At 35.8% G+C, this 14785-nt stretch carries 13 protein-coding genes; 10 read left to right on the top strand and 3 right to left on the bottom strand.

Annotation, left to right across the window (positions count from 1 at the left end; translation table 11 throughout):
* The first annotated feature begins 310 nt into the window (after positions 1 to 310).
* A complete protein-coding gene (locus tag ACFX4E_RS15010) occupies positions 311 to 1279 on the top strand; it encodes an extracellular catalytic domain type 1 short-chain-length polyhydroxyalkanoate depolymerase (RefSeq protein ID WP_098791488.1) in 969 nt (322 codons plus the stop codon).
* Between the two features lie 136 nt (positions 1280 to 1415).
* Here the strand turns inward: ACFX4E_RS15010 and ACFX4E_RS15015 are convergent, their stop codons facing one another.
* Complete coding sequence (locus tag ACFX4E_RS15015) at positions 1416 to 1571, bottom strand: aspartyl-phosphate phosphatase Spo0E family protein (protein WP_016763750.1); 156 nt, start codon at positions 1569 to 1571, stop codon at positions 1416 to 1418.
* Between the two features lie 326 nt (positions 1572 to 1897).
* Between ACFX4E_RS15015 and ACFX4E_RS15020 the strand changes: the two genes are divergently transcribed.
* On the top strand, positions 1898 to 2344 hold the full coding sequence (locus tag ACFX4E_RS15020) for a hypothetical protein (protein WP_098791486.1): 447 nt from the start codon (positions 1898 to 1900) through the stop codon (positions 2342 to 2344).
* Positions 2345 to 2415: 71 nt separating this feature from the next.
* Here the strand turns inward: ACFX4E_RS15020 and ACFX4E_RS15025 are convergent, their stop codons facing one another.
* Positions 2416 to 2556 carry a hypothetical protein gene (locus tag ACFX4E_RS15025; RefSeq protein WP_169305173.1) on the bottom strand — a complete coding sequence of 47 codons (141 nt, stop codon included), beginning with the start codon at positions 2554 to 2556 and terminating at the stop codon, positions 2416 to 2418.
* 512 nt (positions 2557 to 3068) lie between these two features.
* Here ACFX4E_RS15025 and ACFX4E_RS15030 point away from each other — a divergent pair.
* Positions 3069 to 4520, top strand: coding sequence for an NADP-dependent glyceraldehyde-3-phosphate dehydrogenase (locus tag ACFX4E_RS15030; RefSeq protein ID WP_060747485.1), 1452 nt, complete (start codon positions 3069 to 3071; stop codon positions 4518 to 4520).
* Between the two features lie 106 nt (positions 4521 to 4626).
* On the opposite strand, the gene ACFX4E_RS15035 is transcribed toward ACFX4E_RS15030, so the two are convergent.
* Positions 4627 to 4923, bottom strand: coding sequence for a hypothetical protein (locus ACFX4E_RS15035; protein ID WP_013082749.1), 297 nt, complete (start codon positions 4921 to 4923; stop codon positions 4627 to 4629).
* A 356-nt stretch (positions 4924 to 5279) separates the two neighbouring features.
* Here ACFX4E_RS15035 and ACFX4E_RS15040 point away from each other — a divergent pair, with 356 nt between their 5' ends.
* From ACFX4E_RS15040 to ACFX4E_RS15070, 7 genes are all read left to right on the top strand, one after another.
* Positions 5280 to 7052, top strand: coding sequence for a PrpR N-terminal domain-containing protein (locus tag ACFX4E_RS15040; protein ID WP_098658500.1), 1773 nt, complete (start codon positions 5280 to 5282; stop codon positions 7050 to 7052).
* 256 nt (positions 7053 to 7308) lie between these two features.
* On the top strand, positions 7309 to 8199 hold the full coding sequence (gene dapA, locus ACFX4E_RS15045; protein ID WP_377258730.1) for a 4-hydroxy-tetrahydrodipicolinate synthase: 891 nt from the start codon (positions 7309 to 7311) through the stop codon (positions 8197 to 8199).
* Between the two features lie 34 nt (positions 8200 to 8233).
* Positions 8234 to 9400 carry an iron-containing alcohol dehydrogenase gene (locus tag ACFX4E_RS15050; RefSeq protein ID WP_334036292.1) on the top strand — a complete coding sequence of 389 codons (1167 nt, stop codon included), beginning with the start codon at positions 8234 to 8236 and terminating at the stop codon, positions 9398 to 9400.
* 17 nt (positions 9401 to 9417) lie between these two features.
* Entirely contained in the window at positions 9418 to 10731 is a 1314-nt protein-coding gene (locus ACFX4E_RS15055; RefSeq protein WP_377258727.1) for a four-carbon acid sugar kinase family protein, read from the top strand.
* 44 nt (positions 10732 to 10775) lie between these two features.
* The gene (gene pdxA, locus ACFX4E_RS15060; RefSeq protein WP_098579509.1) at positions 10776 to 11789 is read left to right on the top strand and encodes a 4-hydroxythreonine-4-phosphate dehydrogenase PdxA; all 1014 of its coding nucleotides are present in this window, start codon (positions 10776 to 10778) and stop codon (positions 11787 to 11789) included.
* Between the two features lie 332 nt (positions 11790 to 12121).
* Complete coding sequence (locus ACFX4E_RS15065) at positions 12122 to 13546, top strand: sodium:solute symporter family protein (protein WP_102813350.1); 1425 nt, start codon at positions 12122 to 12124, stop codon at positions 13544 to 13546.
* Between the two features lie 45 nt (positions 13547 to 13591).
* Complete coding sequence (locus ACFX4E_RS15070) at positions 13592 to 14785, top strand: sialidase family protein (RefSeq protein WP_272767372.1); 1194 nt, start codon at positions 13592 to 13594, stop codon at positions 14783 to 14785.

Genomic DNA, 14785 nt, shown 5'->3' on the forward strand with positions numbered 1-14785 from the left:
CTCTATCAGAATTGCAGTTTATTACTAAATCATCCCAATCAATATTTCTATTGAAATTTCAGATTAACGTCACGCACGAAAACTCCCTTTAAAATTTTCCTGATTGGATAGTCGTGATATTAAGTTTAATAAAACTAATTAAAGTTGTTATCCGACGTAGAGCGTAACTTACCTTATAAATTTGTACGACTAAAGAATGAAGAAAAAAAATTAGAGGCATATAAAAGATCAGCGTCACAATAAAAGGATTATTTTGTGATATAACGAAATAAAGAGTATATACATCAGAAATAGAGAGAGGGTAAACTTCATGAATACTTTATATTCCTTTTTTACGAACCCAGTTTTAACTGCTTCTACGTTTTTAATAGAATTACAGAGCGTGTTCTTTCAACCTATTTGGAAAGAGTATAATTATGATGATTATTTTACCTACAAGGTGTATGTTCCAAGTACATATACTGGGTTAAGTAAAGTACCATTAATCGTTATGCTTCATGGATGCCAACAAGATGCAGATGATTTTGCGACGGGTACGGAGATGAATAAGCTAGCGGAAGAAAAAGGCTTTATTGTTCTCTATCCTCAAATGAATTACTTTGCTAATTCCAACGGGTGCTGGAATTGGTTTTATGAGTATAACCAGTTTCGTGGTAATGGAGAGCCAGACATAATAAAAGATATGATTGATCACATAACCGCTAAATATGCTGTTGATCCTGCTAATATATACCTTGCTGGTATGTCAGCTGGAGGCTTTATGGCAAATGTGATGGCTATTGCTTATCCTGATGTATTCAAAGCAGTAGGCATTCATTCAGCAGGCAGTAATGCGTATGCCGTAGACCTCATCACAGCTGGAGAAGTCATGCTATACGGCTCTTTAAATCCTGAGCTTGACGGTGATGAAGCTTATAAAAAAATGGGACCTTATGCACGGCCTGTTCCCATCATTACGTTTCATGGTCAATCAGATACAACAGTCAATCCAATTAATGCGTCTACATTCATTCAGCAGTGGATTTATACATATAAGAATTTCGGTATCGACCTACATGAAAATGCAGCTTCTTATACTTCAAGGGAAAACGAAAATCATTATAGTTACATAACGTATGACTACGTAGATACAGAAAATAAAATCTGGATGAAAAAAATTATGGTAGAGGATATGGGGCATGCATGGTCAGGAGGAAATGACAATGGATCGGATACTGATTCAAAAGGTCCTAATGCTTCAAAAATGATGTGGGATTTTTTTGAAGCCCACAATGATTAAATAGAGGACGAAAGAGAGATCACAATATGCTACTAAATAACGTTAGCCTTTCATTTTTTTGAAACAAATAATCGTCTACCAACAGTAAAAAAGGATCTTATCGAAAGATCCTTTTTCTGTTATCCACCAGCATTTTTTAGCAAGTAGCTTCAAACCGATTTAACAATACATCGAGATCCTGACTGATTTTAATCGTATTACTACTTGTAAACCCTTCTTCTAGGGCAATCATCATCATCATTTTTCGTATAAATTCTATCTTTATCAGCAGTAGTCTACATTTGAAACACATTAAGTTTCCTCCACTTGCCACGTCATTTTAAAGGCTTAAATTGTTGAATGATTTATGTAAAAATGGTTCCAATCTAAAAATAGAACCTAAAAAATATAGTAACAAATAGATAGTGTCGAAGTCTGTCGTATTTTGAATTCAGATATTTTCATTTAAAAAGAATTAGCTCTTAAACGTTTTGCTGGAAGCTATGCTCTGTCTTAATTGTGATTGTTCCACCGGTTGTAAATAACTCACAGAGCAATAGAGCTTATCCGGTTTTTGGGATATAGGCATAATCCGATTACATTTAGGCATGTTAACATAAGAAAGGAGAATTTACTAATATGCCCAATGTCATCAGAATTCTTCAATTGTTTCTTCCGTGGATTTCCCTTGTTTTTATGCCGAAAAAATCAATGAGAACCTATTTTCCCGCTTCTCTTTTTGCCTCATCTTTAGTAATTGGAATGTGCTCATTAGCTATTCCTTACAAGTGGTGGAGTGTAAAAGGAGGGTGGAAAGGGAAAATTTTAAACGATACCAGCTTTATTTTTGGCCCCTTTTTGATAGGGACACTGTGGATCTTTCATTTTACGTTTGGCAGCTTTAAAAGATTTTTTTTCGTTAATTTACTTATGGATTCACTATTTGCTTTTCCGCTAAGCTACTTGTATCAAAAATTGGACTTATTTAAGTTAGTCAATTTTAAGCCAAAACATATCTTTTTTTCGTTTATTAGTTTCTGCTTAACTATTTATGGCTATCAGGCACTGACAAATAAAGATAAATGATAGGTGAGGGGCGTTTCTAACCGCTATAGACTTTGTAAAAAGCACAACAAAAAAGCGTCTATTAAGACGCTTTATATATAATACATATACTGCTCTTCTTTATTAACATTTGTTGTGTCATGGATTATTTCTTCCGGGATATTGGACGTCCGATTAGTAAAAAGCATAAACAAAGCAATAATTGATGCCGCAAAACCTAAAGTAACAATCACAATAAATCCCTCCCTTTAGAATATATATTCTACTTTTATCTTCATTTTCCTATATTTATTATATACCCTTATTTTATTTTCTCAACACATAGAACAAAAAGAGTAGGGCATCTCCTCAATATCTCCCTCAAAATAAATATAATCAAGGGAGCTTAAAACTCCCATTTTCCCTAAAAAAGTAGGAAGCCATAAATTTTTTTCGTATGGGGGACATAAATCATTAACATTATTAATCGTTGAGATAACTTTTTTGTATTGTACGAATGAAAGAAATTTATATATATTAAAAATACAAAATATTCATTGAATTATATGATGCTTTGATTTTGAGTCGAAAAGAGAAAAGCTGCTGTTTTAAAGACAACAAGTTTAAGGAAGTTACAAGCGATATAAAAAGGTATAGAAATGGATGCACATAGAATGCTTTTTGCTCAGATATTCACAGAGTTTTCATTCGTAAAAAAGACTGAAAATTTTGATAATAATTTCACTTTTATTAAGGGGGACTTTTTATGACAACAACGGTATTAAATGTATCAACTTATTCTTTTTATCTTAACGGTGAGTGGAAAGAAAGCAAATCAGGGCAGACAATTGACATTGTTTCTCCATACCGTCATGACGTGATTGGAAAAGTTCAGGCTATCACAAAAGAAGAGGTCGATGAAGCAGTACATGCCGCGCAAAAAGCTCAGAAAGGGTGGGCAGAAATTTCTCTGCAAGAACGTGCCAAGTATTTATACAACTGGGCGGATGAGCTGGTAAGAATGCAGAGTGAAATTGCCGAAATTATTATGAAGGAAGTTGGAAAAAGCTTAAAAGATGCAAGGAATGAAGTAGTGCGCACAGCAGATTTCATTCGCTATACAGTTGAAGAAGCCCTTCATATGAACGGGGAAAGCATGAAGGGAGATAGTTTTCCTGGCGGTTCTAAGTCTAAAGTTGCCATTGTTGAACGCGTGCCTTTAGGGGTTGTACTCGCAATTCCTCCTTTTAATTATCCGGTAAATTTAGCAGCTGCTAAACTGGCGCCTGCTCTTATTTCAGGAAATGCCGTTATCTTCAAACCCGCAACGCAAGGAGCGATCAGCGGTATTAAGATGATTGAAGCTCTTCATCAAGCAGGTATTCCACAAGGTCTTGTAAACGTCGTAACGGGCCGCGGATCTGTTATTGGGGATTATTTGGTTGAACATAAAGGCATTAACATGATTTCATTTACCGGGGGAACAAATACAGGTACTCAATTAGCTAAAAAGGCAGGCATGATTCCTCTTGTATTAGAACTTGGAGGAAAAGACCCGGGTATTGTATGTGAAGACGCAGATTTACAAGAAGCAGCAAAACATATTATAAGCGGAGCATTTTCTTATTCCGGTCAGCGCTGTACAGCTATTAAACGTGTACTTGTGCATGAAAAAGTGGCAAACGAGCTCGTAAATATTTTAAAAGAAGAAGTACATAAACTATCAGTCGGTTCTCCTGAAGATGGATGTACGATCGTTCCATTAATTGATAGCAAAGCAGCGGACTTTATTCAGATTTTAATTGCAGATGCACTAGGAAAAGGTGCAACAGTTGTGACTGGAAACAAGCGTGAAGGAAACCTTATCTATCCTACGCTTTTAGATGACGTGAATGATACTATGCGCGTGGCATGGGAAGAACCATTCGGTCCTGTGTTACCAATTATCCGCGTCGCTTCTGATCAAGAAGCCGTTGATATAGCAAACGAATCAGAATTTGGCTTACAAGCAAGCGTTTTTACAAAAGATATTAATAAAGCCTTCTCAATTGCAAATAAAATTGAAGTAGGATCCGTTCAAATCAACGGACGCACGGAACGCGGTCCTGATCATTTTCCTTTTATCGGCATAAAAGGATCCGGTATGGGTGCTCAAGGCATTCGTAAAAGTATTGAATCCATGACTCGTGAAAAAGTAACGGTATTAAATCTTCAATGATTGAATTCCAAGAGCTCTTCAAATCAAGCCAGTAGAGTGTAGAGAATCTCATGGGAAAAAGCCTGTGCTCCAAAAAACACAGGCTTTTAAACGTTTTATTTACCTATCACTCGATTCCATCTTTGTAGTTCTTATGCCAGTTTTTATCACCTTTATGTTCGATATCCTCAACGGTTTTTTCAAGCTCTGACATAATGAGTGTTTTCACTTGATAAATGGTATCAAAAAAAGCTTTCTCTTCATCCGGATTCGGCTTTATTTTGGCTGCTGCCGAAATATCAACATATCTGCGATGTTCAGTTGTTAATTTATCAAGCGCATCAAAAATATGAGAGGTCAGAACAGCAACCTCCTTATGATTATCAGGCAGTTTTTCTTTTAATGTTTCAATTCTCTTATCCATGTTAAAGTCCCCCTATAACGTGTTGTATTTATGTAACTTTCCCACTAATAAAAATGAATAACCTTAAATAGCAAAAAATCATGGGAATTAGCACGTGAAACAAAAGTATACTACAGGATATCATGTTAAAGTGAAAAAACGGTGAAATGAGTGGGTATATTTTCAATATAGAGAAGTTTGTACTAATAAAAGAAGAGGTCATTTAGCAGGTAAACTTTGTCCGTGTTTTCAAGCCTTGCCTATATTTAATCGATATAAAGCTTTTTTTAAAACATTTGTAAGTTGATTCATTTTGCATCAAAACAATTTTTTGATATATTATAGATGTGTTTAAAAATGCAACAGAAGGTGATTGAATGAAAGTACTGGCTATCGCTCCTTATAACGGTTTAAAAGAGCTAATGATTACCCTAGGAGAAAAAGAAGAATTCGAGTTGCAAGTAGAGATAGGTGATTTAGAAGAAGGCCTGACTCTTGCCAAAGATGCAATACATAATGGCATAGATATCATCATCAGTCGAGGAGGAACGGCGGAACTCATCCAAAGAGAGTTGACTATCCCGGTTGTTGAAATTGAAGTTTCTGGTTACGATATGCTTCGCGTGCTGACGCTTGCTAAAGGTTACCCAGGAAAAAAAGCAATTGTTGGGTTCTCTCCTATTTCAGAAGGAGCTTCTACAATTTGTGAAATACTAGATATCAATATGTCTGCATACAAAGTCAAAAGCGAGAAAGAAATCGAGCCTATTTTAGTTCAATTACAGCAAGATGGATATACAAATATTATTGGAGATGCCATTACGGTAAAAATAGCTGAAAAGCTTGGACTCAATGGTATATTGCTGACTTCTGGAAAAGAAAGTGTTTTAAAATCTTTTCAAAATGCAAAGAAAATATATGGATTTCTCTCGTCTTTCAAAAAAAACTACTTGATGTCTTATGATATTATTCAAAATGAAATGGAAGGAATTGTTGTATACAATTCAACGTCTCAAGCTATTTTTTCTAATCCTTATTTTAATAAGAATTTTACTGACAGCTTTAAACAAAACCTCAATGTAGAAGAGGCTGTAAAGACTGTATGTAACACAGGTTCTTTTGAAACAGTCTTTAGTAGGGATGATGACTTTTGGACAGTAAAAGGATATCCTCTGGAAACCTCACATTCAAAATTGATTGTGTTTCGCATTAATCAATATAAGTCCAATGAAAATCAAGGTATAGATGGAATCTCAATTGTGTCTTTACAAAACGAAGCAAGCTCTGCAAGTAACCTTACGACTATCGTCACAAAAAATGAGAGAATGCAAGGTGTTTTAAAAGCTGCAACTATTTATGCTAATACGGAAGAACCTGTATGGATTAGCGGTGAAGAAGGAACTGGAAAAGAACGACTAGCAAAGCTTATTCATGTTAATAGTGAAAGACGTGAATATCCACTGCTTATTATAGATTGTGAAGTCCTCTCAAAAGCACAATGGGCGCGCCTTCTAGACAAGAGTTCTTATGATAATTTATTAGCCCATAATCCACATGGAAGCGTTATTTTAAACAATATAGATTTTTTAGAATTGGATACTCAAAAACAATTAACAAGTTACTTGAAAAAGAATTCAACTACGTGCCGTTTTATAACTTTATCGCGTAAAAGTATCAAATACTTAACTGAAACACAGCGTTTTGATCAAGAGTTGTATTATTTATTAGCTAGTTTAACCTTGGACCTTCCTTCATTAACAGAAAGAAAAGAAGATATCGAAAGCTTAGCTCTTTTCTTTATCGGAGAATACAATATAAAATTCGGCAAGCAAATCGTAGGGATACGTAGCGATGCAAACGAAAACTTAAAGAATTTTGAATGGACTGGTAATATAAAGCAGCTAAAACAGATTATTAAAGAGAGTGTACTATTAGCTGAAGGGGCTTTTTTAGAGCTTCATGATCTAAAGAAAGTAATAAGTACTATTCGCGTTACAAGTGACAATCAGGAAATTGATTTAAACGGAACGTTAGAAGAAATCGAACGAAAAATCATAAAAAGAATATGGTTAGAAGAAGGTATGAATCAAACAAAGACAGCTGAAAGGCTAGGTATAAATCGAACCACTCTGTGGCGGAAACTAAAATGAAATTTCCTATATATATTCGATTGAGTCGAATTTAAAACCACTTTATCTATAAGTTAGTAAAGATAAAGTGGTTTTTCCTGTTGAATTTTTAAACAATTTAGAAAAGATTAAATTTTATCACCTTTAACTGTTGATTAATTAAACATTTATGTATATAATTCAAATTGTAAACGTTTTAAAAAAGTAAATTGTATATAAATGTTGCAAAAATAAACAATTAACTAAATGCAAATAGATAGTGTAGGGAGGAAGGAATATGGAGTTAAAAGGAATTATTCCAGCGTTATTAACGCCTTTAACAAAAGAGCAGAAAATAAACGAACCGGTACTGCGTCAATTAACTAGTCATCTTATTGAATCAGGTGTCCACGGCATTTTTGCTTTAGGAACAAATGGTGAATTTCATCTCTTCACAAAAGAAGAGAAATTAAAAATTGCTCAAGTGATCATTGATGAGGTCAAAGGAAGAATCCCCGTAATTATTGGTACGGGAGGGAACAGTACAGAAGAAGTTATTGAATTGTCAAAGCAGATGGAAGACCTTGGAGCAAATGCTCTTTCTGTTATTACTTCTTACTTTGTTACACCAACTCAAGAAGAAGTAATCGTTCATTTTCAGCGAATAGCAGAAGAAACATCTTTACCAGTTCTTTTATATAATATCCCTTCAAAAACGGGAATGAGCTTAGAACCCCATACTGTCGCCAAGCTAGCAGATGTTCCTAATATAGTAGGAATTAAAGATAGCAGCGGTAGCTTCGAGAATATCAAAAACTATATTCATGTAACAAAAGACAAAGACTTTTCCGTGTTTGCAGGAACGGATTCTTTAATACTAAAGACCTTAGAAGCAGGAGGAGTAGGAGCAGTTGCAGCAACTGCAAATATGGTCCCTGATATTGTCGTATCTATTTACACCAGCTGGTTAAAGGGATTTAATAACGAAGCGGAAGAAGCTCAAAAAAAATTACAGCCTCTTCGAGACACATTCCAATACGGTACGCTTCCATCGGCTTTGAAAAAAGCTGTAGAACTATATGGAATTCCGGTAGGCCCTCCTAAACTGCCAGTCTCTGAACTATCAGGAGAGGGACTTGAAAAGGTAAAAGAAATGGTTGCGGGCTATAAAAAACAGAATGCACTTTAAAATAAACTAACTATAAGGGAAAGAGGTTAAAATGATGCAAAAGCTTTATCAATTTCAAACAGCAAATCATCTTATCGCAGGACAAAATTCAATTGAAAAAGTAGGAGAACACCTTTCTCTATTAGGTACAGAAGTCAAGTCAGCCTTAATTATTACTCAACCATCGATGAAAAGGTTAGGTTTTGTCGAGAAGCTTATTCATCAGTTATCTGACAAAGGTGTATCAGCCTATGTGAATATTGATGTTCTTCCAGAGCCAACGGTTGAAAACATTGAAGAAGTTTTTCAAGCCATTAGCAAAGAACAGTATGATGTATTAATTGGATTTGGTGGAGGAAGCGTGCTTGATGCAACAAAAATTCTTTCAGTCTTACAAACGAATAACCAATCTATCCGTGAACTATTAGGTACAGATTTAGTTAAAAACCCAGGTACACCAACTATCTTAATTCCAACTACTTCAGGAACAGGTTCGGAAGTAACGCCTAATGCGATTGTTACACTGCCCGATGAAGAATTGAAGATTGGAATCGTAAGTAAGTATTTACTGCCTAAATTAGTGGTACTCGATCCAGTTCTAACATTAAGTCTGCCAAGACCTATCACAGCTGCAACCGGGATGGATGCATTTACTCACTCATTAGAATCATTCATTTCAAATAAATCAAATTTAATAAGCGATATGGTTGCATTAGAATCAATTCGTCTCATCTCGTCTAGTATTATAGAAGCTTATCAAAATGGGAATTCGGTCGAGGCGAGAGAAAAAATGCTTGTAGGTTCTATGTATGGCGGAATGGCTTTAACAAGTGCAGGTACTGCTGCGGTTCATGCATTAGCATATCCGCTAGGCGGAAAATTCAAAATTCCTCACGGTGTAGCTAATTCGATGCTTTTACCTCATGTGATGGAGTTTAACATGGATGCCATTGAAGATCGGTTGTTCCTTGTAGCCGAGCCTATGGGAATTAAAATAGAGGGTTTTTCAAAGACGGAAGTAGCTCAAAAAGTAGTAAATCGTATTGTAGAGTGGACAAACGTTTTAGAAATCCCACAAAATCTAAAAGAATATGGAGTAAAGGAAGAAGATGTTCCAGAGCTAGCTCTTTCCGCTTCAAAAGTAACGCGATTATTAAATAATAATCCTAAAGAAGTAAGTTTGAAAGATATGGAAGGAATTTACCGTAAATTACTTGTTTAAAAAGGTGATGACATTCTATGAAAATATCCGTTATTTCTGATGATTTAACAGGCGCAAGTGATTGCGGAGGACAATTAGTTCGTTATGGGTTAGATGTTTCTGTCGTTTTAACCGACGACAATAGTAATTTAAGTAAAAAAGAAGCTTTTATATTTAATACGGATAGCCGCGCTGTTTCAGGGAAAGAGGCTTACGAAAGAGTTAAAAACGTTTGTGAAAGAATTCAAGGTGAAACATTTGATGTTATTTACAAAAAAATTGACTCCACAATGAGAGGCAATATCGGACAAGAAATTAATGCTGTTTACGACGTATTTCAACCTGATTTTGTTTTTATCGCTCCAGCCTTTCCACACGCCGGAAGACAAGTAATTAACGGCGTACATTTTCTGAATCAAAAACGTTTAGATGAAACTGAAGTAGCGAACGATCCTAAAACTCCCGTAAAGGATTCTTTAATTGCCCGACTGGTTAAAAACCAAGCGCAAAAGGAAGTGGGTCATCTTTCGTACAAAGATCTTCATGCAGGATATGAATTTATCTTCAAAAAGCTTAAAGCATACAAAAATCAAAACATTTCATACATCACAGTAGATTCAATTCATGAATCAGATCTTAAATGTCTCGTTGAAACGATAAAAAAGACAGAATTTTCTGTTGTATGGTCGGGTTCAAGCGGGTTAATTAACTATTTACCTCAAGCTTATGGACTACAGCCATCCACAAAGAAAGTCAGTTTTCTAAGAAATGATCAACCTGTGCTATTTGTTATTGGAAGCGTAAGTAAAGTTGGAAGAAATCAGCTGAACCAACTACTACTATACTCTGACACCATTAGTGTAGAAATGAACCCATCAAAAATCATTTTAGACGGTGTTTCCAGACAAAAAGAAATAGATCAGGTAATAGAGAGGGCTTTAACATTTCTGAAAACAGGAAAAAGTATTGCTTTATTCTCTTCAGAAGAAGTAAAAGAAACACAAGAGATTGGTAAAAAACAAGGCTATAGCGCTATTGAAATAAGTGACTATATTTCAATGGCCATGGGAGAAGTAGCTGTAGATCTAATTAATCAATGTAATATTACTAATCTTTTTCTTACAGGAGGAGACACGGCTCAACAAGTGTTAAGTCAATTACAGGTTCATAGACTTCATTTGGTTGACGAAGTGGAGCCTGGTATACCACTTGGCAAGTTAGATTATAAAAGAGAGATTTTTGCTGTAACGAAAGCAGGAAGTTTTGGTACAGATGTAGCTATGCTTAAAGCTAAATCGAAGCTGCAGGGGAAAAAAGATGTTTGGGAACCCTCTGTAAGATTAAGCAAATAATTAAACAGTACAATAAAAATGGAAGTGAATTTTAAAGGAGGAATATGATGAAACCTGTTATCGGAATTACAATGGGCGATGCAGCTGGAGTAGGTCCAGAAGTTATTGTAAAAGCACTAGCAGATCCATCGGTTTATGAAGCATGTTGTCCTATTGTTGTAGGAGACGCTAAGATAGTAGAAAGAGCGATCAAAATGACACAAACCTCGTTAACTGTCCATCGCGTTAACGAGGTAAATCAAGGAGAATTTACTCATGGCGTAATTGATTGTCTTCATTTGGACTTAGTGCCGGAAGATCTTCCAGTTGGAGAAATCTCATCATTAGCTGGGAGCGCAGCGTTTAAATTTATTAAAAAAGCGATTGAATTAGCAAAAAAGCAAGAGATACAGGCCATTTGTACGGCACCTTTAAATAAAGAAGCGTTACATAAAGGAGGCTACACTTACCCTGGCCATACTGAAATTTTAGCAGAGCTTACGAATACAAAGGATTATTCTATGATGTTATCTTCACCAAAGCTAAAAGTCATCCACCTTACTACTCATGTAGGATTAAAAAAAGCAATAGATGCTATTACACCGGAACGAACATACACCGTTATCAAACTTGCTCATGAAACATTGAGTCGCGCAGGTTATAAAAACCCGCGAATTGCCGTTTGCGGAATTAACCCTCACGCTGGAGAGAACGGTTTATTTGGAGAAGGGGAAGAGGAAGAAAAACTAATTCCTGGTATCCAAATTGCAGCTTCTGAAGGGATAAATGTTACAGGTCCATACCCTGCAGATACGCTATTTTTCCGTGCAGTTCGCGGAGATTTCGATATTGTCATCGCTTGTTACCACGATCAGGGACATGTGCCTATTAAAGTCCTAGGGTTAGAAGAGGGTGTCAACATTACAGTTGGTTTAAACGGCGGCGTTATTCGCACTTCTGTCGATCACGGTACAGCATTTGATATCGCAGGAAAAGGAATTGCTGATGAAAGAAGTATGTTAGCTGCTCTCCAGTCCGCTGCAGAATTGTCGCCTAAAAAGGTTTTAAATAAGTTTTAAAAGTGGCGTTGTTATCAATTTTTTATAAAATGTCTTCGGAGGAATTTGAATATCTTTTACTATGAGTATAGTAGTGGTAATAATATTAATTTTAATTTTAATCAAAGAACTCTGAAGACAGTGAGTTATATTTTGTAATGTTTTATTACTTCTTCACAGAACACAAATGAAAGCGCTTAATAAATATCTGCATAAAACGTTTGACTACTGACCAATGAATCTTTTTAGAACAGAAAAAATGGTAGAGGCATTGAGAAAAATAAATCCTAAAATATTGAAAGTTTTATCGACATATATCAAAATTCTGTTGTTATTATAGGAGGAAATCTATAATGAAAGCATTAAATCCTTCAAGCCTGGTTTTTGTTTTAGCAGTAATTGTTGTATATATTCTATTTACAACATGGTTAACAATGAGATTAAGAAGTAAATCCAGCGCGGAATTTAATAACGCAGCCAAAACATTGCCTGCGCTTGTAGTTGGAATCTTATTAATGTCAGAGTTTATTGGCACTAAATCAACAGTAGGGACTGCTGAATCATCATTTACTGGTGGTATTGCGGCTTCTTGGTCACTTATTACGGTAACGATTGCTTTTTTCCTCTTTTCATTCTTTTTGGTTAATAAATTTTATGGGACTGGGAAATATACTATTTCCGGTATAATTGAGCAGAAATTTGGAAGATCTACAAAAACGGTTGTATCAATTATTATGATAGCTGCTCTTTTACTTGTGAATCTAGGAAACTACCTGAGTGGTTCTGCGGCCATTGCTTCTTTGTTAGGTTTACCATTGATGACATGTGCTATTATTACAGCCGTTGTCAGTACATTTTATTTTACATTTGGGGGAATGAAAGGGGTAGCTTGGGTAACCATTCTTCACTCATTTGTGAAATATGCGGGTGTCTTGATCACAGTAGGAGTGGCATTGTACCTTTGCGGTGGGTTCAAGCCTATCGTGCACGAACTGCCAAAAAGCTACTTTACATGGGATGGAACGATTGGTGGAGGGACCATTTTTGCATGGCTTATCGGGAATATGGGGGCTATTTTCTCTACACAATTTATTATTCAAGCCATTACGTCGTCAAAAAGTGCAAAAGCAGCTAAAAAATCAAGTTTATATGCAGCACTATTATGCTTGCCGCTTGCATTGGCAATCGGAGTGATTGGGGTATGTGCACGATATTTGTATCCAAATATCGATCCTATCTATGCGTTTCCAGTATTCTTAGAACATATGAATCCAGTATTAACAGCAATTGTAGCAACGTCCTTAGTAGCATCCATTTTCGTTGGAGTTTCAACCGTGGCTTTAGCTACAACAACATTAATTGTTGACGATTTTTATGTTCCAAAAGCTAAACCATCTGCAGAAAAACAGATGAAGATGACTCGAATTATTTCTGTGGTTGTTGGTATCATCCCTTTACTTGGTGTAGTTTTAGCTCCGGAACTATTAACTTTATCTTTTTTCACTCGTGCATTGAGAACATCTATTGCTGTGGTAGCTGCAATGGGATTTTATCTTCCATTCTTTAGTTCAAACCGAGGTGCAACTATCGGCTTAGCAATGTCTGGTATTTTCACAACTGCATGGTATTTGCTAGGAAACCCTTTTGGTATTGACAATATGTATGTTGCTGTTATTACACCCTTTGTCGTGATGATAATTGATCGATTTATCGGTGGAAAAGCTAAAAAGTCTGAAAATACAGAATCTAATACTGTAGAATATATAGATGCAAAGTAGAAAATAGCTTAGTTTACGTTAATACGTTAAAAGGAGAGATATGTAATGAGTAATCAATCAACGACTATTGTAGCAGATGGAAAATTAAAAATGTGTCCAGACGGATTGGAACATGTAGAGGCATATATTCCTTCTGAGTGTATACAAAATCACGCTTCTAATTTACTTGTGTTAGACAATGGTGACCTGTTATGCACTTGGTTTGGCGGCACACAAGAGGGAATAGCCGACATTCACATTTATCTATCAAGACTTAAAAAAGGCCAAAAAGAATGGAGTAAAGCTGTAAAACTTTCAGACGATTCCGCTCGTTCTGAGCAAAACCCAATTTTATTTCGTGCGCCAGACAATAAATTATGGTTATTGTACACGGCACAAAAATCCGGTAATCAAGATACAGCGATTGTAAGATATCGTATTTCGGAAGATGAAGGCTATTCGTGGGGACCTATTGAGACTTTATTTGATCAGCCAGGTACTTTTATTCGACAGCCTATTGTTGTATTAGATAACGGTGATTGGCTTTTACCTGTTTTCTATTGTATTACGCCTCCGGGACAAAAGTGGACAGGAAATAAAGATATAAGCGCGGTGAAAATCTCAAAAGATCAAGGTGAATCTTGGGAAGAGTATGAAGTACCTAATAGCTTAGGGTGTGTTCATATGAATATTGAAAAATTAGATGATGGTACGCTTTTAGCATTATTCCGCAGCCGCTGGGCTGATCATATTTATAGCAGCCGTTCAACTGATTACGGGAAAACGTGGAGCGAGCCCATTCCAACGCAGTTACCTAATAACAATTCTTCTATTCAATTCACAAAATTAAATAACGGGCATTTAGCGCTAGTTTTTAACAATATGAACGCCGATAATTGTACGGAGCGCAGGCTGTCGCTTTATGATGAAATTGAAGATGAAGAGGATACAGATATTCTGTCTGCTAATCAAGATACGCCTGAAAAAGATGATGAAGGCAGACAAGCATTTTGGGGAGCGCCTAGAGCACCGATGACAGTTGCGATTTCAGAAGATGGCGGGAAAACATGGCCATATAAAAAGGATATTGAAATAGGGGATGGCTATGCAATGACCAATAACTCAAAAGAAAAATTAAATAGAGAATACTCATATCCTTCTATTAAACAAAGCGCTGATGGAAAAATTCATATCGTTTTTACGTATTTTAGACAAGCTATTAAATATGTATGTGTCTCAGAAGAATTCATAAAGTCTTAA

This window comes from Priestia sp. YIM B13491 (assembly GCF_042787605.1).
Taxonomy (GTDB): Bacteria; Bacillota; Bacilli; order Bacillales; family Bacillaceae_H; genus Priestia; species Priestia megaterium_E.

Bases quoted from the DNA above. Each gene is read 5' to 3' on its own strand.
- ACFX4E_RS15070 (WP_272767372.1), top strand. From the start codon at position 13,592: ATGAGTAATCAATCAACGACTATTGTAGCAGATGGAAAATTAAAAATG.
- ACFX4E_RS15055 (WP_377258727.1), top strand. From the start codon at position 9,418: ATGAAAATATCCGTTATTTCTGATGATTTAACAGGCGCAAGTGATTGC.
- ACFX4E_RS15030 (WP_060747485.1), top strand. From the start codon at position 3,069: ATGACAACAACGGTATTAAATGTATCAACTTATTCTTTTTATCTTAAC.
- pdxA (WP_098579509.1), top strand. From the start codon at position 10,776: ATGATGAAACCTGTTATCGGAATTACAATGGGCGATGCAGCTGGAGTA.
- ACFX4E_RS15010 (WP_098791488.1), top strand. From the start codon at position 311: ATGAATACTTTATATTCCTTTTTTACGAACCCAGTTTTAACTGCTTCT.
- ACFX4E_RS15035 (WP_013082749.1), bottom strand. From the start codon at position 4,923: ATGGATAAGAGAATTGAAACATTAAAAGAAAAACTGCCTGATAATCAT.
- ACFX4E_RS15015 (WP_016763750.1), bottom strand. From the start codon at position 1,571: ATGTGTTTCAAATGTAGACTACTGCTGATAAAGATAGAATTTATACGA.
- ACFX4E_RS15050 (WP_334036292.1), top strand. From the start codon at position 8,234: ATGCAAAAGCTTTATCAATTTCAAACAGCAAATCATCTTATCGCAGGA.
- ACFX4E_RS15065 (WP_102813350.1), top strand. From the start codon at position 12,122: ATGAAAGCATTAAATCCTTCAAGCCTGGTTTTTGTTTTAGCAGTAATT.
- dapA (WP_377258730.1), top strand. From the start codon at position 7,309: ATGGAGTTAAAAGGAATTATTCCAGCGTTATTAACGCCTTTAACAAAA.
- ACFX4E_RS15020 (WP_098791486.1), top strand. From the start codon at position 1,898: ATGCCCAATGTCATCAGAATTCTTCAATTGTTTCTTCCGTGGATTTCC.
- ACFX4E_RS15040 (WP_098658500.1), top strand. From the start codon at position 5,280: ATGAAAGTACTGGCTATCGCTCCTTATAACGGTTTAAAAGAGCTAATG.